The 22,962-nt window shown below is 30.1% G+C and carries 16 protein-coding genes and 4 tRNA genes; 11 read left to right on the top strand and 9 right to left on the bottom strand.

Features of this window, described 5'->3' with window-relative positions; genetic code table 11:
- Positions 1–23 precede the first annotated feature (23 nt).
- The gene (sodB, locus tag ELQ16_RS00875) at positions 24–662 is read left to right on the top strand and encodes a superoxide dismutase [Fe] (RefSeq protein ID WP_134237691.1); all 639 of its coding nucleotides are present in this window, start codon (positions 24–26) and stop codon (positions 660–662) included.
- A gap of 29 nt (positions 663–691) precedes the next feature.
- On the opposite strand, the gene ELQ16_RS00870 is transcribed toward sodB, so the two are convergent.
- Both ELQ16_RS00870 and ELQ16_RS00865 read right to left on the bottom strand, forming a co-directional pair.
- Complete coding sequence (locus tag ELQ16_RS00870) at positions 692–994, bottom strand: hypothetical protein (protein ID WP_134237690.1); 303 nt, start codon at positions 992–994, stop codon at positions 692–694.
- A gap of 205 nt (positions 995–1,199) precedes the next feature.
- On the bottom strand, positions 1,200–2,405 hold the full coding sequence (locus ELQ16_RS00865) for a saccharopine dehydrogenase family protein (RefSeq protein WP_134237689.1): 1,206 nt from the start codon (positions 2,403–2,405) through the stop codon (positions 1,200–1,202).
- Positions 2,406–2,644: 239 nt separating this feature from the next.
- On the opposite strand from ELQ16_RS00865, the gene ELQ16_RS00860 reads away from it, so the two are divergent.
- From ELQ16_RS00860 to ELQ16_RS00820, 9 genes are all read left to right on the top strand, one after another.
- On the top strand, positions 2,645–3,484 hold the full coding sequence (locus tag ELQ16_RS00860) for a ChaN family lipoprotein (protein WP_134237688.1): 840 nt from the start codon (positions 2,645–2,647) through the stop codon (positions 3,482–3,484).
- Positions 3,481–5,757, top strand: a complete 2,277-nt coding sequence (locus ELQ16_RS00855) for a TonB-dependent receptor domain-containing protein (protein WP_134237687.1) — start codon at positions 3,481–3,483, stop codon at positions 5,755–5,757. Before ELQ16_RS00860 ends, ELQ16_RS00855 begins: the two co-directional genes overlap by 4 nt.
- 8 nt (positions 5,758–5,765) lie before the next feature.
- On the top strand, positions 5,766–6,512 hold the full coding sequence (locus ELQ16_RS00850) for a MotA/TolQ/ExbB proton channel family protein (RefSeq protein ID WP_243832556.1): 747 nt from the start codon (positions 5,766–5,768) through the stop codon (positions 6,510–6,512).
- A complete protein-coding gene (locus ELQ16_RS00845; RefSeq protein ID WP_134237686.1) occupies positions 6,509–6,916 on the top strand; it encodes a biopolymer transporter ExbD in 408 nt (135 codons plus the stop codon). The genes ELQ16_RS00850 and ELQ16_RS00845 overlap by 4 nt, the downstream gene beginning before the upstream one ends.
- Positions 6,913–7,674: an energy transducer TonB gene (locus ELQ16_RS00840; RefSeq protein WP_134237685.1), complete on the top strand. Its 762-nt coding sequence runs from the start codon at positions 6,913–6,915 to the stop codon at positions 7,672–7,674. Before ELQ16_RS00845 ends, ELQ16_RS00840 begins: the two co-directional genes overlap by 4 nt.
- Positions 7,675–7,733: 59 nt before the next feature.
- Complete coding sequence (locus tag ELQ16_RS00835; protein WP_166739633.1) at positions 7,734–9,227, top strand: putative transporter; 1,494 nt, start codon at positions 7,734–7,736, stop codon at positions 9,225–9,227.
- A 164-nt stretch (positions 9,228–9,391) separates the two neighbouring features.
- Positions 9,392–11,182, top strand: a complete 1,791-nt coding sequence (locus tag ELQ16_RS00830) for a hypothetical protein (RefSeq protein ID WP_134237683.1) — start codon at positions 9,392–9,394, stop codon at positions 11,180–11,182.
- A gap of 16 nt (positions 11,183–11,198) precedes the next feature.
- Entirely contained in the window at positions 11,199–14,918 is a 3,720-nt protein-coding gene (locus ELQ16_RS00825) for a hypothetical protein (protein ID WP_134237682.1), read from the top strand.
- Between the two features lie 19 nt (positions 14,919–14,937).
- Positions 14,938–17,592, top strand: a complete 2,655-nt coding sequence (locus ELQ16_RS00820) for a BspA family leucine-rich repeat surface protein (RefSeq protein ID WP_134237681.1) — start codon at positions 14,938–14,940, stop codon at positions 17,590–17,592.
- A 105-nt stretch (positions 17,593–17,697) separates the two neighbouring features.
- Here the strand turns inward: ELQ16_RS00820 and ELQ16_RS00815 are convergent, their stop codons facing one another.
- Positions 17,698–18,825 (bottom strand): MFS transporter, encoded by a 1,128-nt coding sequence (locus ELQ16_RS00815; RefSeq protein ID WP_134237680.1) that lies wholly within the window; start codon positions 18,823–18,825, stop codon positions 17,698–17,700.
- Positions 18,826–18,983: 158 nt separating this feature from the next.
- Between ELQ16_RS00815 and ELQ16_RS00810 the strand changes: the two genes are divergently transcribed.
- A complete protein-coding gene (locus ELQ16_RS00810; RefSeq protein WP_134237746.1) occupies positions 18,984–20,276 on the top strand; it encodes a hemolysin family protein in 1,293 nt (430 codons plus the stop codon).
- A gap of 24 nt (positions 20,277–20,300) precedes the next feature.
- Here the strand turns inward: ELQ16_RS00810 and ELQ16_RS00805 are convergent, their stop codons facing one another.
- From ELQ16_RS00805 to ELQ16_RS00780, 6 genes are all read right to left on the bottom strand, one after another.
- Positions 20,301–20,924, bottom strand: a complete 624-nt coding sequence (locus ELQ16_RS00805; protein WP_134237679.1) for a flavodoxin — start codon at positions 20,922–20,924, stop codon at positions 20,301–20,303.
- 241 nt (positions 20,925–21,165) lie between these two features.
- Positions 21,166–21,253 (bottom strand) — tRNA-Ser (locus tag ELQ16_RS00800).
- A 28-nt stretch (positions 21,254–21,281) separates the two neighbouring features.
- A tRNA-Cys gene (locus ELQ16_RS00795) sits at positions 21,282–21,355 on the bottom strand.
- A gap of 16 nt (positions 21,356–21,371) precedes the next feature.
- Positions 21,372–21,460, bottom strand: a tRNA-Leu gene (locus tag ELQ16_RS00790).
- 6 nt (positions 21,461–21,466) lie between these two features.
- Positions 21,467–21,541, bottom strand: a tRNA-Gly gene (locus ELQ16_RS00785).
- A gap of 585 nt (positions 21,542–22,126) precedes the next feature.
- A complete protein-coding gene (locus ELQ16_RS00780) occupies positions 22,127–22,882 on the bottom strand; it encodes a hypothetical protein (protein ID WP_134237678.1) in 756 nt (251 codons plus the stop codon).
- Between the last annotated feature and the right edge of the window lie 80 nt (positions 22,883–22,962).

Genomic DNA, 22,962 nt, shown 5'->3' with positions numbered 1-22,962 from the left:
CAATTTATTAAAAGGAGAAAATTATGTTTGAATTAAGACAATTACCTTATGACACCAATGCTTTTGGCGATTTTTTAAGTGCTGAAACCTTTAATTATCATCATGGAAAACACCATCAAACCTATGTGAATAATCTTAACAATCTCATCAAAGATACACAATTTGTCGGTAAAGAACTTGTTGATATTATCAAAACTTCAAATGGTGGAATTTTCAATAATGCAGCTCAAGTTTATAATCACGATTTTTATTTTGACTGCATTACTCCAAATACCTGTGAAGTAAAAGGCGATTTAAAAGCGGCTTTAGAAAAAGAATTTGGCTCTTTGGATAATTTCAAATCTGAGTTTATCAAAGGTGCGACAGGAGTTTTTGGTTCCGGCTGGTTCTGGCTAGTTTATAACACCAAAAATCAAAAATTAGAATTTGTAGGCACTTCAAATGCAGCTACACCTATCACTGAAGATAAAATTCCTTTACTCGTTGTAGATGTTTGGGAACACGCTTATTATGTAGATCATCGCAATGCTCGTCCTGCTTATTTAGAGAAATTTTACACTCATATTAACTGGGATTTTGTTGCAAAAGCTTATGAATGGGCTTTAAAAGAGGGTATGGGATCAGTTAGTTTTTACGCAAACGAGCTTCATCCTATAAAATAACTTATTCCGCTTTATGCGGAATAAGTTATTTAAAATTTAAAATCCCACTCTCCTTGATCTGTCTCAACCCTAACTTCCAACAACTTATCACAACCTCGTAGTGGAATATAATTCCATACTTCTCCGTATTTTAAAGTTTTATTAATTTTTATATCACGGTTATCTAGCACTCCGCCAATTTTACATTTTCCGCGATTTGGAATTATCTTAGTAATTGTAACAGAATCCACTAAAGAGGTAATTTTTAAAAATTTAGAATTCGAGTAAAGTAGCTGATTGTATTGTTCAAAAGTTTCAATTTCGACAGGCGGCTCTTTACTTCCACAGCCCACAATAAATAAAGCAAAAGTTACTACTAATAATAGTTTTTTTCATAATTTATCTCCTTATTAATTTAAAATATGGTCAAAATTATAAAAAAACTTAAACAATCATAAAAATTTATAAAAAATATGAAAAATTTGGAAAATATTAACTTTTATAGATAAAATAAAGAATGTAAAAATTTTAAGCCCCAAATTTAGGGCTTTTTTAAATTTATTCTCCCAAACTTGGAGTCATTTCGATGATTTTCCAAGGTAGCCCTTGAATATTTAACTCATCCATAAAAGGCTTAGCGTCAAATTCTTCCATATTAAACACACCTTTACCTTGCCAAATTCCTTTAGCGACTAATTTTGTGCCTATCATTGCAGGAACGCCTGTTGTATAGCTTACTGCTTGTGCGCCAGTTTCTTTATAGCATTCTTCGTGATTGCAAACATTATAAATATAAACTTGTTTATCTTTGCCATCTTTAATACCACGGATCACACAACCAATATTTGTAAAACCTTTTGTGCGAGGACCCAAACTTGCAGGATCAGGAAGTAAGGTTTTTAAAAATTCAATCGGCACAATTTCTTTTCCTTGATGCATTATAGGTTTAATACCTAGCATTCCAACATTTTCAAGACATTTCATGTGAGTAAGATAGCTTTGTCCAAAAGTCATAAAAAAGCGAATTCTTTTTAGGCCTTTGATATTTTTTACCAAGCTTTCAAGCTCTTCATGATAAAGCAAATAGCTATCTTTTACACCTACTTCAGGATAATCCCATTCCATTTTTATTTCCATAGGCTGTGTTTCTATCCATTCACCATTTTCCCAGTAACGCCCCTTAGCAGAAACTTCTCTTAAATTAATTTCAGGATTAAAATTAGTCGCAAAAGCATAACCATGATCACCTGCATTGCAATCTAATATATCTATGTAAGAAATCTCATCAAATAAATTTTGCTGTGCATAAGCACAAAAAACATTTGTAACACCAGGATCAAAACCGCTTCCTAAAAGCCCTAAAATTCCTGCTTGCTTAAACTTATCATTTCTTGCCCATTGTTCTTTATATTCGAATTTTGCTAAATCAGGATGTTCGTAATTTGCAGTATCTACATAGTGGATATTAGTTTGAATACACGCATCCATTAAAGTAAGATCCTGATAAGGCAAAGCCACATTGAGTAAAATTTCAGCTCCTGTTTTTTTGATAAGTTCTACAACAGCAGTGGTGTCATCTGCATCTATTTGCTCAGTTTGAATTTCTATACCCAAACGCTCTTTTATAAAAGCTGCTATTTCATCACATTTGCTTTTAGTTCTACTAGCTAAGGTAATTTTGCTAAAAGTATTAGAATTCATTGCACATTTTACGGTGGCTACACGGCTTACTCCGCCTGCGCCTATGATTAAAAGATTTTTCATTTTTATCCTTAGATTAAATTTTTCACGCATTCTAACAAATTTAAACTAATTTACCATCAGGAATTTTACTCATTTATTTTGTTTTTAAATTATATAAATGATACTTAAAATCAAAAAAAATTAAAAATTATAAACAAATATTTTGATTATATAAATTTAAATTCATTATTTTAAGTATATTTTTAAATTTATAATATTAATATTTGATATCAATTTTATATCAAAAAAAGGAAAAACAAATGGCAAAATTTTTACTTGCTTTTAGCGTATTATTATTTTATGCTTGCACAGGACTTAACACACAAAAACCATTGAAGGAAAATGAGAATTTCTACATTCTCTCAAGTGCAAATAAAACTCAAATTTCATTTGATGATTTTTTCAATGAGCTCTTGAAAAACGATATCATCTTACTAGGAGAAAGACACGATGAACCCAAACACAAAGCAAGTGAAATAATGATTATACAAGCTTTAAATGAGTATTGCTCCAAGCACAAAATTTCTCTTGATATAGCATTTGAAATGTTTGCAAGCGCCAACCAAACAAAGCTTAACAAGGCTAAGCAAAACAAAAATACTATCACACCTTCAGAACTTCAAACGGAGTTAAATTGGGATAAAGCTTGGGATTATAAAGCATATCAAGAGCTTATTAATCTAACATTTTATTCTGATATGAATTTACTTGGTGCAAATTTATCTAAAGAAGAAATCAAACAAATTTATAATGGCGTAGTGCCTTTAAATGGCAATTTATCGACACAAATTGCCGTAAAAGAGCAAATTAAAAATTTAATTTCACTTACTCATGAGTTAAAAGATGAAAATATGCTCACAAAACTCGTAGAAATTCAGCAATTTAAAGACAGAAGAATGGCAGATATCTTAGTGCATAACCCAAACAAAATCGTGTTGATTGCAGGAAAATTTCATGTGAGCAAAAAAATAGGCATCCCCTTGCATATAAAAGATTTTAAAAGCGATAAAAAAGTCGCTGTGGTGATATTTAATTTTGATAAAAATGATTTAGAATATCAAGATGCTGATTATATATTCGTCTATGGGGAAAGAAAATGAAAAAATTAAGTTTAATTTGCTTTATTAGTATATCTTTTGCCAACTTGGCCTTTAGCGAAGAAATAGAATTTGATACCCTAGATATTTCTGGCTCAAAATTAAAAAATGAAGAAAAACCTTTCATAAGCCCAGAAGCAATAAGCACAAGGGAAGGATTAAGTGGCGGCACTCAAAGCATAGATTCTATCATCAGAAGCATACCAGGAGCCTATACACAAGTTGATCAAGCTCAAGGTGGAGTTTCTGTAAATATTCGTGGTATGACAGGCTTGGGTAGAGTAAATACGCAAATTGATGGGGTAACTCAAACTTTTTTTGGCTCTGCCAGTGATGATAGTTTTCATGGACAAATTGGAACTTCAAGTTTTAGCGCTCCTATTGATAAAAATTTCTTAATTGGCGTTGATATTACTAGGGGAACTTTTAAAGGAGCAAGCGGAGCAAATGCCCTAATGGGCTCGGCTAATTTTAGAACCATAGGTGTAGATGATGTGGTGCGCGATGGAAATACCTTTGGCTTTTTAGGAAAATATTCTTATGGAAGCAATGCTATAGGACCAAATTTCATGGGAACTGTGGCAGCTAAAACCTTACTTGAAAATGGTGCAAGTGTGGGATTTTTGTTTGGTTATAGTGGACAAAATCTTTCTCAAAACTACAAAGTCGGAGGTGGAGGTTATATAGGCGATCAGCAACCTCCATTTGATAGTGATGATGATGGAATTCCTGACACAAATTTACCTGCACCCATCAATCCAAAAAATCTCTACAATCAGCCAAGAAGTCAGCTCATTAAAGCAGAATACCAATCAGAGCTAATAAAAGCAATACTAAGTTATCGTGGTTATCATAATAATCTAGCAGGAAGAAAAATCACAAATGACACTTATCAGCTTGATTATCGTTTTACACCAAATTCAAATCTTTTGGATTTAAAATTTTTAATGGCTTATAATGATGGGAAACAAAAATATAATCAAGGTTCAACTTGGGGCTATCATGATATGAGTGGAGTAAAAACCAAAAATAGAGCCTTAACTCTTGATTTAAGCAATACAATGAGTAAAGAAATTAGCCTAGAGTCTAATTTTTATCTCACTTATGGACTTAATTTATTAAACAATCATTATAGTAATGATTTTCCGCGAGATAGAGTTTTACTTCCTTATATACTCACAGCCTTTTATCCAAAAGGCGAACAAGATATCAAAACTTTTTATATTGATACAAGCTATACCTATGGAATTTTTACCTTAAATTCAAATATAAATTGGCTTGATGCAGATTTGAGTGGCTATAAGGGAGTATGCAGCATATATAATTCTTATTGCCAACCTAAAACTGCTGGAAATATTGAAAAAAATTACAAAAATTTCAATTATTCTTTTGTATTTTCAGCTAATATGCACCCATTGTTTAATCCCTTCATCTCGTATTCAAAAAGCCATAGAATTCCAAATGTTCAAGAATACTTCTTCACTCACGATGCAGGATTTGAGCACAATATGAACACTTTTTTAAAACAAGAAAGTGCCAATACCTACCAAATAGGCTTTAACTCTTTTACACATGGGCTTTTAAAAGATGATGATACTTTTGGCTTAAAAGTACTTTATTATGATACTTCGGTAAAAAATTATATTTACAATAGAAGATATTGGCAAAAGGCTGACGATGCCATTTTTGTAATGCAGCTTAATGATGATGAAAAGGCAAAATTTAACGGCGTTGAGCTTGAATTTAGATATGATATGGAAGTTTTTTACTCCACGCTATCTTATACCTATCAAAAATCCAAACACAAATTCTCAGACACAGAGTCTTTAGAAACCGGAGGCGCACAATCGGGTCAAAGCCAGTTTGCTCAACTTCCAGAGCATTATGCAAATCTTGATATAGGAATAAGATTACTCGAAGAAAAGCTTAATATAGGAGCAATAGCCAAATACACAGGAAAGGCAAAAAGAATAGCTCCTATTGGAAGTTTAGAAGATGATCCAAGTAATCCAGATGCTATGGCGCCACTTAAAACCACAGATGATTTGCCTAAAATACCTACCATAATCGATCTTTATGCAAGTTATGAGCTTTTTAAAAATTTTAATATCAAAGCAGAAGTGCAAAATTTATTCGATGAAAATTATATGGACGCACTTTATGCTTACAATACAGGCGATAGCCAAAATGCAGGTGGACTTTTTGATCCTATATTTATTTACAACAACTCCGCTCGCGGTCGCACTTTTATAGTAAGTTTTGAATACAAATATTAAGGAAAACAATGAAAAAAATATCACAAATGATTATCTTGCTTTTTTTACTGACAAATGTTTTATTGGCAAATGATGCCAATCTAACCCAAGTAAGCGCTGAACAAACAATAAATTTAAGTTTTAAAGACTTGTATTTTCACGCACATATTATCGTTAAAATAGTTATATGGATACTCGTTTTATTTTCTGTGCTCACTTGGGCGATTTTTATTTATAAATTCATCACTTATGCTAAATATTTTAAAATTTTAAAACAAGATAGGCAATTTTTTAAAGACGCTAAATTTCATAATTTATGTCTTAATGATAAAAGTCTTGCTTTGCAATTTTACAAAGAAATTCAAGATGAGTTAGAAAAATCATCCATTTATGATAAAAATTTAAAAAACCGTATAGAACAAAGACTAAAACTTAAATCACTAAACATCATCACACAAGTCAAAAAAAGTGTGTCTTTTTTAGCTTCAGTTGGTTCAAGTGCTCCATTTATAGGACTATTTGGAACAGTCTGGGGTATAATGCATAGTTTTATCAATATCGCCAAAGCACAAAATGCGAGCTTAAACATAGTTGCACCTGGAATTGCTGAAGCTTTATTTGCTACAGCTTTAGGATTAGTCGTTGCAATACCTGCTGTTTTATTTTACAATTATCTATTAAAACTCAATACCCATTTTTCACATTTATTAAACGAAAACATCATTACACTTTACCTACTATTTGATAGAGAAAATACTTCAAAGGAGCAACAATGATTTACATTCAAGAAGAGGAAGAATTAAGCGAAATCAATGTAACGCCTTTTATAGATATCATGCTTGTTTTGCTTATCATTTTCATGGCAGTTACACCAATTATAACAAATTCAATCAAAGTCGAACTTCCAAAAAGCTCCAAGCAAAACGAAGAAAAACCCAAAAACCCCATCGTTGTCTATCTTAATGAAAAAGATGAAATTGCCATTAATGAAATCATAATTAACACAGACAACCTAGCTTTAATTATCAACGAAAAAAGCAAAAACGATAAAGAGCAAATCATATATTTTCACATCGACAAATCAGTTCAATACGATAAAATCATACGCTTGATGGATAAAATCAAAGAACAAGGATACACCAAAATAGCCCTAGTTTCTCAAAAGGAAAATGCAAAATGATTTTCAAAATAAGCTTAAGTGTATCTTTATTTTTGCATATTTTGGTTTTTTCTTTGTTATTTTTTACGCCCTCTTTTAACAAAAATTTAAACAGTGGGCTCAATCTCAAACAGGGTGAAAAATTCGAATCCATAATGATAATTTCAGAACTTCCTATAGGAGAAGTCAAAGAGGTTTCAATCAATCAAAAACAAAGCATACAAAGTCAAAATACAAAGATAAATCATAAGCCAAGCTCTATTAGCAATGATTTTTTAAAAGAAAAAACAAAACTACAAGCCAGTGCTGAATTTTCACACAAAATCACAGAAAAAAACAAAAAAGAAAATTCCATCACAAACAACACCAATTCGCCTAATTCTAAAGCAAAGGATCAAAGCCTAAGTGCACCCATAAAAAGCGAGGAAAAAATAACACAAACCCTAGTAAGCGGAAATGCTAAAAAGCAAATTCAAAACTATCAAGCTGTGCTTATGGCACATTTGCTAAAATTTCAAAGGTATCCCAAGGAAGCACTCATCAACAAACAAGAAGGAAAGGTTAATATCAAAGTGAGTATCGATGAGTTGGGCAATGTAACGAGTAAAAACATAAAAAAATTATGCCCACATTCTATTTTAAACAACGAAGCTATAAATCTCATAACAAGAGCATCACCTTTGCCAAAACCACCTCAAGAAATGCTTAAAAATTCAAACCAAATCACCTTTATTTTGCCGATTAATTACAATATCAAGGATTTTTTAAATAAAAAATAAAACTTTGGTTAGAAAAATTTTGTAAAATTACTTTTTTAAAATTTAAATCAAGGATAAATGTGTTTAAATCTTTTTTTCTATCTAAAAAATGGATCCTATGGGCTTATTTGGGACTTTTTTTACTTTTGTTTTTCTTATATATACAAACAAGTTTAAATGTTGCTATCAATGCTTGGTATAATGATTTTTATAATGCTTTACAAAAACCAAAAATTACGGCCATAAAACTAGAATTTAATGAAGAAAATTTCAAAGATGAGTTTAAAATCACCCCTGCTTTACTTAGGGAATTAAATTTAAATGAAGATGCCAATGAAAGCGTGGTTTATGAAAAAGCCAAAGCTAAAAAAATGCAAGATTTAGAACAAGAAAACACATCAAGACTTAATACTCAAAATGAGCAAAATAAAATCAACAATGATGATGAAATGAGCGAAAAAATCCTTTTGATTTTAAAAGATAATAATTTTTTAGAAGAACAAAATTTAAGCAAACTTAGCCAAATGGTAAAAAATGCCTTAAATAAAGATGAACGCCTAAGCGATGATAAACTAAAAAGCATTTTACAAAACGCACAAAAAGCCAGCGCAAAAGCTAAGGCAAATTTAGAAAATGCAAATTTTATCAATAAATTTGCGATTTTTTATTATCAAAAATTATTAGAGTATTTTTTTCATACTCCTGCTATGATAGAAAAGCCTTATTATGATTTGAGTGATTTTTACGCACTCATTTTTGTATTTTTAGCTATCGCTTTTCCTTATGTTTTAATCGCTACGATTAATATTTATTTTGCAAGTGTTTATGCTTTTAAATGGCGTGAAGCAATGACCTTTTCTTATCTTAAATTTTGGAAAAATAAAAATGATAATATAGAAGGAAGTTCGCAAAGAATTCAAGAAGATACTTATCGTTTTTCTAAGCTTGTTGAAAGTTTGGGGCTATCTTTTATAAGGGCTTTGATGACTTTGGTTGCTTTTGTACCTATCTTATGGGGTTTAAGCGATATGGTAAGTGCAGGATTGTTTGCAAATTTAGACAAAAATTCGCCTTTTTATTTTTTAAAAGATACAAATGGCTTGCTTGTTTATGTCGCACTTTTAATTTCTTTGGGCGGACTTGTTATCTCTTGGTTTGTAGGTATTAAACTGCCGGGACTTGAATACAACAATCAAAAAGCCGAAGCAGCTTTTAGAAAAGAATTAGTCTATGCAGAAGATGATCGTTTAAATTATGCTAAAAAAGAAACCATGATAGAGCTTTTTACAGGGCTTAAATTTAATTATAAAAGGCTTTTTTTACATTATGGTTATTTTAATATTTGGCTTTATTTATTTGAGCAAGCCATTGTTATCGTTCCTTTTATCATTATGGCACCTAGTCTTTTTGGCGGACTTATCATGCTTGGAGTTGTGATACAAATCAACAATGCCTTTGATCAAGTTAGAAGTTCTTTTAGTGTTTTTATCACAAATTGGACTAGTATCACCGAGCTTAGAAGCATTTATAAGCGTTTGAATGAATTTGAAAAGAATATTGAGTATAAAATTTAAAAACCTCAGCCTTTTAAGGCTGAAACTATACGATTGTAAAGATGTATCATTCTGAAAATATTCCCTTTTAGAAATTAGCAAAAGTAAAAAATTCAAAAAAAAAAAAAAACAAATTTTTAGTTAAAATAATCTAAATTTTAATAATAAATTAAAAGGATTATTAAATGGCAAAAACAATCAAGAAAAAAGCACTCAAAGCTGCGATAGAAGAAGCAAATTTAGAAGAAGTGCAAAATTTACTCTCTGGTGGCGGAGCGGTGGATTTTGAATTCATTCAACAAGCCCAAAATATGGTAAGCGATTTAGAGCAAGAGTATTGGGACGATAAAGCTTTTTATAAAGGTATGCAAGTAGAAAATAGCGATATTTATAAAATTTTAAAACTTCTAGAAAAAGCTCCAAAACCTGTGCATAAAATCAAAGCAAAATTTTATACAACACAAGAATATAAACAAAATCCTTCACTTCTTAATATAGCGCATGATGAAATTGACAAAGCCCTATCGCGCGGTGAAGTGGAGCAAACAAAGGCGTATTTAGCACATTTTGATAAAAGTTTTTTTGACGGATATAAATTAGCTCATCCTAGTTCTTATTTTGCCACAGCTTGCGAATATCCCACAACAGAAATGATTGATGTTTTGCTTGAACTAGGCTTTGATCCAAACACGATAGATAAAGGTTATAACAACCATAACGCCTTACACCGCATCATTTCAAGTGCTGGGGTAAAAAATATCATTTATCTTGTGCAAAAAGGTTGCGATTGCTTACATTATGATCGTTTTGGTAGAACTGCATTGCATTATTGTAAAATTCCTATGATAAAAGCGGCAAAATCTCTTGGCTTAGATCTTAATGTCTTAACAAAAAAAGGCACTTGGATAAAAGAAATTGATTATGACAAAGAAGAAAGAATAAAAGAAGAAGTCCAAGAAAGCAATTTTTACTATAAATACGAAGCCGGTAGAACACCGCTTATATGTGCTGCTTTTGACGATAAACAACACGCTATTAATCTTTTAATCAAATTTGGTGTAAAAATGGGTATAAAAGATGCAAATGACTCTACTGCCTTAGATTATGCTCTCTCTTATCCAAAAACTGGTGCTTTTGTAAAAGGTGGAATTAATAAAGCTTTAGCAAAGGAGCAAATCAAAGGTTTTAAAACCCTAAGCTTTGCCACAATGAAAAGCAGTTATAAAAAATTGCAAGATATACTCGATGAAGGCGATCCAGAAAAACTTAAAAAATTCCTTAATAAATACGACTATGAAAGTGCATTTTGTAAATTTTTAGAACCTTTAAATGATAGCGCTTGGAATTTTGCTTACCTTCTTTATCATGCTTGTGAAGGAGCAAATTCTGAACAAATGCTAGAAACGATAAAAGAAACCACAAAAATTAACTTTAATTATCAAGATTTTGATGATAAAGATAATGTCTTGCATTATTTTGCTAAGTATAGTGATGAAGAATATTTTTATAGAAATTATTGCAAATTTAGAGCTAGAGATTTAAAGCAAGATAAAAAATCGCTGACTTATTTAGTGCAAAATGGTGCTTCGTTTAGTGCGATTAATGAATGTGGCTATACTCCATTTTTATCCGTGATTTTTCCCCCAATAAGCCCTATACGCCTTGCTCATATACAATTTTTTTTAGAACTAGGAGCTAATACTAATGATGTAATCGTCTGCGATGAAAATGTTGTAAATGGTTATAATGCCTTAATGTTTATTGCTGGAAATTTACGATATGACAGAAAAGAATTAAAGGATAATAAAGAAAAACTTGCATTGTATGAAACTTTAATTTTAGATCTTAAAAAATACGGCATTGATGTAAATTATACAAATAATGGCAAAAATGCGATAGATATTCTTTGCGAAAATTTCAAAGAAGAAGAGATAAAAGACTTAAAATCTTGGTTTGAAAATTTACTCAAAGCTTAAATACGAAAGGTTTTTTATGCGCTACACAAACTATGAAAAAGATAAAATTTGTTATTTTGAGATACAAGATACTGATGAGAATTTTTTTGATACTTTTGCAATGATTATGCAAAAAAGTACTTTTAGTGTAGAGATAGAAGAAAGAGAAAAGTATCAAAGCATTCCCTCAAGATTAGAAGAAAATGCACAAGCTATGCAGATCATACAAAATAGCGATATGATGCTATTTATCCGCTTACAAGGAGAGCTCTGCATTTGGTGCTATAAAGAAGGTGTAACTACGATTGTTTTTGATTATATTAATGCACTGAGTGAATTTATTTTAAAAGATTTTTTTAATCTCTATGAAAAATTTCAAAATGGTGAGCTAAATTTAGAGGAAGATGAAGATGATGAAGAATATGATGATAGTGATGAAGAAGACGAAGAAAATAGCGACGCAAATAAACTTGAAGCATTTCGTGGAATAAATCATTTTCAAGGAATTGATGAAAAACTTATGCTTGAATTTGCAAGGCAAATGGACGCAATGCAAAATTACTACAAAGACGAATTTGAGCAAAGTGGCGCAATGAAACCAAAAGATAAGGCACTTAAAATATTTAAAGAAAGAGCAAGACAAAATGCCTTGATGAAAGTTTTAAATTTAAGCTTTGAAGAATTTAACGCCCTTTCGCCGAGTGATTTAGAAAAATGCCAAGAAATAATCGACGAAAAAATGAAAGATTTTATAGCCTATGTAAAAAGTCGCCTTTATTATAAAGATGTTGATCTTATTTTATTTATGCCTTTGCAAAGTACAGAAACCAAACAAAGCGTGGGTTTTATCAAAAATGAAGAAAAAATCAATAACAATCATGAGTATTTTTATAATCTCTTAATAGCAGGTGCAAAAGTAGAGCATAAATATATAGAAACGATCAGGGAAATGAAAAATTTTTATTATTTTTTATTACACAGCCTTTGCGAATCTTATGAAAAATTACATAATATAAAAATTGATCATCAAGCACTTATAGTTTCTTTTCCTAGATATAAAATCTTAACAAAAATCGGCTTAGCTTTATATACTTGCTTGGTGACTAATGGGTTAGATCGCTTAAACGCACTTGAAAATATGGAAGATTTGGACTTAAATGAAAAATGGCAAGATGATGAAATGGTGGATTTTTTTCAAATAAGCTCAGATAGCAAGCCAAAACTTTTAAACTATCAAAGAGTAAATTACACACAAAATGGCAGGATAGAAACTCCTTTAATGGGCGATGAAGTTAGCGGTAAGATTGAGTGTTTTGACTATAAACTTTTAGAGAAATTATTAAAAAACAATCATTTAAATAACAAAAATAAGCCAGAACAAATCAAAACACCAAGCAGTTTTGAAAACGATGATGAAGAATTTATTTCAGATACAGCTAAAGAAAATTTAAATGAATTTTTGAATGAAAAATTAAATGAAAAACTTAGCATTAATGCTTTAAACATACTTTTTGAAGAAATTTTAGAGCAAGTAAGTGGCGAAAATTCGAGCCTTTATGATATTTTAGATGAATATCAAAGTTATGATTTGATTTATAGTGAAGAATTTGCAAATTTACTTCAAAAAAGCGTAAGTAAAAAAAGCTTAGAAAAAATAAATATTTTCGCAATTTATCCTGTTTTTGGTACAAATGTTCATTATGCGCTTAATTTAAAAAACAAAAGAATTCTTTTTGAGCTTAACCAACAAAGCTTTTTATGCTTACTAAAAAGTGGAGTAAAAATCACTGAAGAACAAATTGTACGACTTGAAAAAAGCAAAGAGCTTTATGAAAAAATGCAAATTTTAAATTTAGAACATTTTAATGAAAATTTAGAATTTTATAAAAACAATATTTTAGGACTTTTTGAAAGTGAAAAAGAAGCTTTACAAAAATTAGAAAAAATTGTTCCAAAAGAATTTTTAGTCAAAAACAAAACTTTTACAATGCTAGAGCAAATTTTAGAGCTTTTAAAATCTTGTATCAATTTAGATAAAGAAAAAAGAGTCAATTTCATACAAGAATTTGAGCTTAAAGATTGGCAAGTAACAAAGGGGGAAGTATTTGTTTATGATGAATTTAGCATACAAAATCGCTTTATGGGATTTTTAGGCAAAGAAAGTAAAGATATTAGCAAAACAAGACTTCTTTCTTGCTTAGAAACTGATGAATTTACAGAAATCCATAAATTTGGAAAAACCATTTATGAAAACTTTGTAAAAGGCGAAAAAATCTTTTGCGTAGAGCTTATTTTAAACATTTTAGGCATCATAAAAGAAAGTGAAGAAAAAACGCAAAATTTTGTTTCAAAGGAAAAAATGAGTTTCAAAGAAAAGATTTTAAGCTTTTTACCTTTTTACAAAAAAAATCAAACAGATGAAAAAAACGATTTAACTTTTAATACTCCTGAATTTGGCTTGATAGATAAGCTTAGTTTAACCGAAGAAGATAATTATCATTTAGTATATTTTTTAGATTCTCACAGGGTAAATAACATCATTTTTGCACAAAATGGTGGTGATGTTTTTAACATAATAGAACAAGCTTTAGAGCTTATAGATTGCAATTTTTCTATCAATAATATTGACAAAAATGCAAGCGTGCAATGCTTTATTTTTAGGGATAAAAACATTAAAGATTATACTTTAGCTTTCATTATCTTAGAAGATGCTCGAATTTGTAATGATTTTTTAGATGAAGATTATTTTGATAGAGCATTTTTTGATGGACGCCGTAAAGAAAATTTAGCTTTTTTAAAAAATCTCGCCCCAAAAGAAGGCTATATGATGTTGCATTCTTGTTTTTATCGAGGTCTTATGGAATTAGAAAATCTTAATATCCATCATTTTATTGGGCATTCTCAAGGTTTTTATCAAATTCATTTCAAAACACTTTTAAAACAAAAAAATTATATAAAGATTTTTATCACTTGTATTGATAGAAGTAAAAAAGTAGAATGCGAAAATCTCAAAACTACCTTTGATGAAGAATTTATAGACTATATTTGTGAATGCTATGAAGATAAGGAAGATGATTCTATTTTTCTTTACGAAAAGGATGAAAAGCTTTATATTTTGCTTTGTGAGGATACTTACTACACAAAAGAAGATCAAGACTTGCTTGTAAATTGCATAAGAAATGATTATGAATGTGGTGTTACGCAGCATGTAAGTGATAATTTTTACGAACTACTTTTTGGTAAAAAACTAGAAACTAAAACAGCTAATGATTTGCTTTTTAAAGCGATTACAACTTCAGATTTTGAACTTTTTAAGAAAGCTTTAAATCAAGGGGCAAATATAAACGGCAGAGTAAGTGATCAACAAGAAGTTAGCAAATATACTGATATAGATTGCACGGAAGGAACAAGTTATTATGTTGTGGCAATTTATAAAATACTTGAAAATATAGATCTTGAAGATTTTAGAGAAGAAGCTTTAAAAGAAGAGTGCAAAGAAGCTTTTAAAATTCTTTATTTTATGAGAGATTCTGTAAAAATAGATGAAGAAATGCTTGAAGAAGCTAAAGAAATGCTTGAAGATACGCATGGTGATTGGTGGTATGATACTTATAAAGAAGCAGATTTATGCGGATATGAAGGCAATTTAGATGATGAAGAAGCACTGATAGCTTGGCTTAGCCAAAATAAAGGCTTAAGATATTTTGAGACTTTAGGCAAAGATTTAGGGCTTGATTTAAAATTAAGCTGGAGATGATTATAAACAAGGAAAAATTATGGATTTTAATACCGATATTTTAGAAAGCTTAGATAATTTCAAAGCATTTTTAGATACAAAACCTAGCAAAGAGCTTTTACAAACAATAAAAGATTATTTAGATGATTTTATAAATTCTAATGAGTTATGGGATGCTGATCCTAGAGAGTATGCAGAGGACTTTGAAAACGATACGGGTATTGCTTATTATGAAGCAACTAGCAATGAATTTGATGAGTGGTTTCTTGAAAATTTTATTTTAGGAGATGATTTGGGTGAAATTTATAAAATGCTTGAATCACTTTTAAAAAATAAAGATTTAAGTAAAGCGCTTGAAAAAAGTGATGATGAGCTTTTAGAAGCGATAAAAAATGCGAAAATACTTGAAGCAGTGCGTTTAATCCACACAAAAAAAGATATAAAAATTTCACAAAATGCTATCGATACTTGTCAAAATCTCATAAAAAATATGGCCAAAGAAATCAATGAAGAGAGAAAATCATTTGCCCTAAAGATAGCAAATTCAAGCAGCATAGGAGAATTAAAAAATCTATTGGAAGATATACTTGGTGGGAAAAGCACAGAAAAAGCTCTTGAAAAATCCATTTTTTCTAAAGTGCTTAATGAAAATTTAATCAAAGAAAATTTAAGTTATTGCCCTACAAATAGCGATGAGTTAGTATTTTTAATAGAACAAGCGCAAGAAGAAAGAAATACACTTATTGATAAAGTAGCATTAAATTCAATTAGCCTTATATATCTTAATTCTTTACATAAAGTCTTTAGTTATGAGATAGCACAAGATTATAGTGGGATAGAAACTTGGGATGTTTCGCATATCAAAGATTTTAGTCAGTGTTTTTATGAGTGCAGTAATTTTAATCACGATATTAGCACTTGGGATGTAAGCAATGGCACAAATTTTGAGCGTATGTTTTTTCGTTGCTTAAATTTCAACCAAGATATAAGTAAATGGAATATGAAAAAAGCGAAAAAAATCAACGAAATGTTTGCGTATAGCAATTTTAATCAAAATATTGATTCTTGGCAAATTTCAAGCGAAACTATACTAAAAAATAAAGATATTTTTAAAAAATGTCCTTTGGAAAAAAATCCTCCGCGTTGGATAAAAGAATTTGATAAAAAAGCTAATGCCAACATAGGAATACTAGCAGTTCTTAAGCTTTTAGAGGATAATAGCGATGAATACAATAATAGGTATAATCATCGCCCCGAAAAAACTCTTAGAACCTTTAACACGCTAAAAGAAAGACTAAATAAAACATTAGAGGTTTTTCAAAACACAAACACACAAAAAAAGTTTAGCGACGCAGAACTTAGCAAAATTTATAAAAAAGCAATGCTTAATAAATACTACCGCACTGCTGATGATTATTATGGTGGGGTATTTGGTAGTATTTATATTATACCTTTTGAGCTTATAGAAGCTATTACCAAACTTGCCAAAAATCCACAAAAAGTGCTTATCGAATCAAAAAATACAAATTATCTTAAACTAGCATTGGAAAATGGTCGTGCAGATCTTGCTAAGCTTTTGATAAATTATGGAGCAAATTTTAAAGAACTTGTTAAAGATGATAAAATTTTGCATAATTTTTGGCGTAAAAGCATGGAATATGATTTTTATTTTATAGGTGAAAAATTAGATCTTAAGATACTAGAAAAACGCGAAGAAGAAAGGTGTGAAATATTAGAATTATATATGCAAAATGGTGCGGATTTTGAGCTCTTATTTTTCACTGATGAAAATACCGCAAAGCTTATTTTGGTAAAAAATTATTTTAAATTTGAAGAAAGTTTTTTAAGTGTAGAAAATTCTATATACAAAAGTCCTATACCTTTAATATTTGCATTGGTTGAATTGATAAGATTAGATAATTACTATATGAGCAATCGTCATTTTAATAAAGCTTTGCTAGAATATATGATATTTTTAGGTAAGCATAAAAACATAAAAAGCCCGGATAATGATTATGATAAACGCCTTGAGAATTTGGATTTTATCCAGTATTTAGCCCAATACATAGAATTTATAGAAATGGATAATGAAATAAAAGATTATTTTACTCTGCTTTTAAAATTCATTGATGCAGCAGAAAAACTTAAAAATAATCAAAAAATTAAAATAGAGGATAAAAATTTACTCATTATGCTTGTAAAGATTGATGAGATTAATTTGGGGCTTTTAGATGTAAGCGAATTAGAAGACTTATCTGGAGTTTTTGGGTCTTCTTATCGTAAAGATTACAGCGGGATAGAAACTTGGGATGTGAGCAAAGTTACAAATTTTAATAATTGCTTTAGCAACGCACATTATTTTAACCAAGATATAAATACTTGGAATGTAAGCAATGGCAAAACTTTTAGATCTACGTTTTACCAAACAAGATATTTTAATCAAAATTTAGATAAATGGGATATGAGCAAAGCACAAAATATCGACACAATGTTTCGCTCTGCCGTTACGTTTAATGGCAAGTTGGATACTTGGGATGTAAGCGAGGTAACTTCCATGGTAAGAACTTTTCAAGATGCTATTTGTTTTAATCAAAACTTAGACAATTGGAAAGCTATAAATCTAAAAGAATGTGAATCCACATTTGAAGGTATTCCTTTAGAATATAATCCACCAAAGTGGTATAAGTCAAAATAAAAACGATTTATAAAAATCGCGATTTTCAAACATAACGATGATTTATAAATTTTTATAAATCATTCATTTGAAAATTTATGATTTCACTACAAAAAAACAATAAAATTATTTATAATAATATCTAAACCTAATAAAAACAAATAAAATAATTAAAAGCAAAAAGGCAATCACAAAACACAACATCTGCCAGCCAAAAGTTTGGTAAAAAAAGCTTGGTAAAATAGATCCAAAAGCCCCGCCACTATAATAAAAACTTAAATACAAACCATTTGCGATGCCTTTTTTGTTTGAATTTAAATTCAAAAGTGCTGATAAAACGCAGTGGCAAATAAACATTCCACCACAAAAAACAAACATAGCTCCAAAAACCAAAATAAAACTTGGCAAAGCCATCATTAAAGTCCCTAAAATATAAAGCATAAGCCCTAAAATCACAACCCTAGTCTTTGAACCCAAAATTTTCGTAATTTGCGAAATAAAAGCAGAAACTACAATCCCCATAATAAATCCCATATACAAAAATCCAATTTGGGCTTGACTGATGTTTTCAAAATGGGTTTTAGCGTAAAAAGGCAAAAAAGACATAATGGCTTGGAAAGAAAAAAATACAACAAAAATACTACAAAAAATCAACAAAATTTTAAAATCTTTCACAAAAGGGATAAAATCAAAAAAGTTAGGTTTTTGAAGTTTTACTGTATTATTATCCTTTAAACGCACAAATAATAAAGCACAAAAAATCATACACACAGCAAAAAAATTAAGACTCATCTGCCAAGAAAATAAATCCGCTAAAAAACTACTCATTACCCGACCAAATAACCCGCCAAATGTTGTAGCACCCACATATAAAGCAACATTTTTTTGAACATTCTCACTCTGGGTTCTAGTCAACACAGTTAAAAGAGTCGTTAAAATCGCAGGAAAACACAAGGCTTGTAAAATTCTCAAAAACAAAAAAAGCTCAAAATCTTTCGCAAAAGTGCAAAAAATTTGCAAAATCCCACAAGCAAAAAGCGAAGTGATTAAAATATATTTTGATGAAAATTTTTCCAATAAATATCCATAAATTAAAGGAGCAAATGCCAAAGGAATTAAAGCAAAAGATATGATAAGTGAAACCTTATTTAAGCTGATGTTAAAATACTGAGCAAATAAAGGCAGTAAGGGTTGTGGAGCATAAAGCATTGCCAAAGTCAAAGCCGCCGAAAAAATTGTTAGAATTTTAAGCATTCTCATCACCATTTTAAATCTATATAATTTCTTAAGATTATAAATTTTAAGCTAAAATTATGCTTTAAATTGGATATAATTTTAAAATTTTATTCTAAGGAGTTTCATTGGACCCCAGTCAAACTGTTGCTACCATTGATGTTGGCTATTCTACTTTCATGATTCTTGTTGCACTGCTTTTAGTGCTTTTAAATGGCTTTTTCGTTTTATCTGAATTTAGCATTGTCAAAGTGCGTCGTTCTAAACTTGAAGAACTTGTAAAGGAAAAAAAACGCAACGCCAAAAAAGCTTTAGAGGTTTCTTCAAAACTTGATACTTATCTTAGCGCTTGTCAATTAGGCATTACTTTAAGCTCTCTAGCACTTGGCTGGATAGGCGAGCCCGCTATTGCTAAAGTATTGGAACATTTATTTTCTGGTATGAATTTACCTAACACACTCATTCATACTGTAGCTTTTGTGATTGCTTTTACTATCATCACACTCTTGCATGTTGTTTTAGGCGAGCTTGTCCCAAAAAGCATTGCCATAGCCATTGCAGATAAGGCTGTGCTTTGGATAGCAAGACCACTTCATTGGTTTTGGCTTCTTTTCTTGCCTTTCATTAAAACCTTTGATTTTTTAGCCGCCATCTCATTAAAAATCATAGGTATAAAACCTGCTAAAGAAAGCGAATTAACTCACTCAGAAGAAGAGATTAAAATCATCGCAAGCGAAAGTCAAAAAGGTGGAGTTTTAGACGAGTTTGAAACTGAAATCATACGCAACGCTGTTGATTTTTCCGATACAGTCGCAAAAGAAGTGATGACACCACGCAAAGATATGATATGTCTTAATAAACAAAAAAGTTATGAAGAAAATATGAAAATCGTTTGCGAGTATAAACACACAAGATTTCCTTATATCGATGCTTCAAAAGATAATATTTTGGGGATGATTCACATTAGAGATTTGATACAAAATGAATTAAGCGAACACAAGAAAAATTTGGATGATTTTGTAAGAAATATGATATTAGTGCCTGAAAATATCAGCATTTCAAAAGTTTTAGTAAGGATGAATAAAGAACGCATTCACACCGCTTTAGTGATCGATGAGTATGGCGGAACAGCTGGAATTTTAACCATGGAAGATATTATGGAAGAAATTGTCGGTGATATCAAGGATGAACACGATGATGCTATGGATAATTATAAAAAATTAGCCGACAATATCTACGAATTTCAAGGAAGATGTACCATAGAAAGCGTGGAAGAATTATTACTTATTAGCTACGATGAAAATCTTGAACAAGTTACCATTGGTGGCTATGTGTTTAATCTTTTGGGTCGCTTACCTATTGTGGGCGATCGCATCGAAGATGATCTTTGTTATTACGAAGTTAAAAAAATGAATGGAAATTCTATAGAACGCGTTAAAGTTGTTAAAAAAACCTCCCAAAATCAAGAATAACTCTGCAATTAGCAGAGTTTTCTCTTACATTTTCTTAAGCCACAAGTTGATTTCTTGCTTATCTGCAAAAGTAAGATAGCTTGCTTCACTGGCTAGATAAATTCTATTTTTATCTTTCAAATACCCGTCATCTTTTTCAAAAGCTGCATGTATATCAATTCCTTTTAAAATTTGTGCATTAGGAGCAATTTTTCTTATATCATCAATACAACCCTCGATACTATCTTTTACTTGAGTGCAAAATGGAGCAATAATCTTAGAGCTAAAATCATACTGACTTAAAAAAGTTCGTACAGGAGAAGCAATTCCGCCTGACCAAATAGGTGTTCCTAAAAATATCATATCATAATCATCAAAATTAAGTTCCGCATTTAGGAGTTCTGGTTTGAAATTTTCCTCTCTTTCTTGTTTAGCAATTTCAAGCATTGCTTCAAAATTACTAGGATAATGATAAGTAGTTTGCAAACGCATCATATCTGATTTAGTAATACTTTGTAAATATTTAGCCAAAATATGAGTGTTTAAAGTTCTACTATAATACACAATCAAACTCTTTTTAGCTTCTACTTCCGCCATACTTAATTGCGGATAATACGCCAAAGCACCTAACAAAAATGCTTGTTTTAAAAACTGTCTTCGTGAATTCATGTTTTCCCCCTATCAAATTGAAATTCAAAAAAATTATATAACTTATAAATTAATTATAAATAAATTCATTAAAAATATTTATATTATATAATACTTTTATATTTTTTTAATTTTAAAGATAAAAATTATCTCAATATTTACAGAATTTTAATTCAAATAAGAATTTACCATATTAAAAAATAATTTAAAAATGTAAAAACTTGATATTTTTAAGATAAGATATTAAATCGATTAAAAGAAGTGGCCGGGAGAAAGGGATTCGAACCCCTGGAGGTGTGACCCTCAACGGTTTTCAAGACCGCCGCTTTCGACCACTCAGCCATCTCCCGAAAAGTAAGATTTGAAATTTTATCGCATTGGAGGCGACATCCGGATTCGAACCGGAGATCAAGGCTTTGCAGGCCCATGCCTTACCGCTTGGCTATGTCGCCTTGAGTTTCACCAATATGGTGCCCGAGGCCGGACTTGAACCGGCACGGAAGAAAAATTCCGAGGGATTTTAAGTCCCTTGTGTCTACCAATTCCACCACCCGGGCAGGTGTTGGAGCGGGAAACGAGATTCGAACTCGCGACCCCAACCTTGGCAAGGTTGTGCTCTACCCCTGAGCTATTCCCGCGTTTAAAAATCATAATTTTATCAAACTAAACTTAAAAACATTTGAAGTTTTTAAGTTTAATGAAGAAATCTCATAAGATAAATTTTACTCTAAACAAATCAACTAATTATTAAAGCTTGGAAATTTTTTGTAAAAAATTTTAATTTAACGCTTTAAATAATATATTTTTATATGCTTTCATCAAGCAAAATATTAATTTTGCAAATTTGTACTTCCATTTATTAGCAAGATAAATTTACAAAAGCCACTCGCTATCAAATTCGCAAAATTCCATTACATACTATTATCATTAAAATAAATCTAAAAGCCTACAAATCTTCTATAATCTCACTCGATCAAAGTTTTATCGCATAAGGCTTATTGATTTTTATGTAATTTTTCATTGCAAAATAACATTCAAAAACAAAACATTTAATTTTTTAGCAAAATAAATTTATTTTAAATGATTGCATTTATGATGATTTTAGTTAGAATTTTCATAATTAAACATTTTTAATTATTATAAGTATTTTATTAATAAAAATTTATTTTTAAATAGCAAAAAGCCTTTGTCTAAATCATTTCAAAGACAAAAGCTATTAAAAACTATTCACAAACAAAAGTTAAATTCACTCTTAGACTTTGTTCCTCTTCTTTTACAAGTGGTAAACTCGCCCCAAAGTTATCATTGCCTACTTCTGCACTTTTTATTGCATAAGGCCTCAAACCTGTGTTTGCATTAAGATTTAAAGCCTGCAAAGCACATCTTTTTTGCAAATTAGTTGAATAATATTTTTCATAAGTTAAAGCCTTTTTTAAAGCTTCATTATATAATACTTCTTGATTTTTATCCAATTCTTCCTTAGCAAAACTTGCTTGCAAAGCTGGTATAGACATTCTTATTAAAGTATTATTTTGTAAAATTTTATCTACATCATTAATGAAAGCATTATAAATTTCAAGTTTATCCTTACTAAATTCACATTCAAAACTCGCATTAAGTCTTTGCCCTTTAGGAATTTGCAAACCCTCTTTATACAAAAAAGTTGGCTCTATGCTGTAAGCCCCACCTACGCAAATTTTATCTTTTTGTGCTCTTTCTAAAAGTTCTTTGAAAGTTTGAGAAATACTTGCTTTATCTTCATTTTCAAGTACACTTTTTTGACTTAAAATTTCACTCGCATTTAAATTTAAAATAGCTTTGAAAGTACTAGGACTTAATTTATTTGAAACTTCAATCTGTCTTTGAAGTATAAGTTTATCATCTTTTGTTTTTAAAAACTGCACATTAAAAATCACGCCCGCAACAAAAAACAACAAACACAAAAGCCCTATCCCTAATCCTTTAAAAAAATTTTGCATTTTAACTCCTTGAAAATATTTTTGATATGCAATATAGCAATGAAATTGTATTCTAGCAAAAATTTACATAAAGTATTAAG

Origin of the sequence: Campylobacter sp. US33a, assembly GCF_004378855.1 — a bacterium.
GTDB lineage: Bacteria > Campylobacterota > Campylobacteria > Campylobacterales > Campylobacteraceae > Campylobacter_D.
Note: the sequence above shows the minus strand (reverse complement) of the source record. Positions and strands in the feature narration are given on the sequence as shown.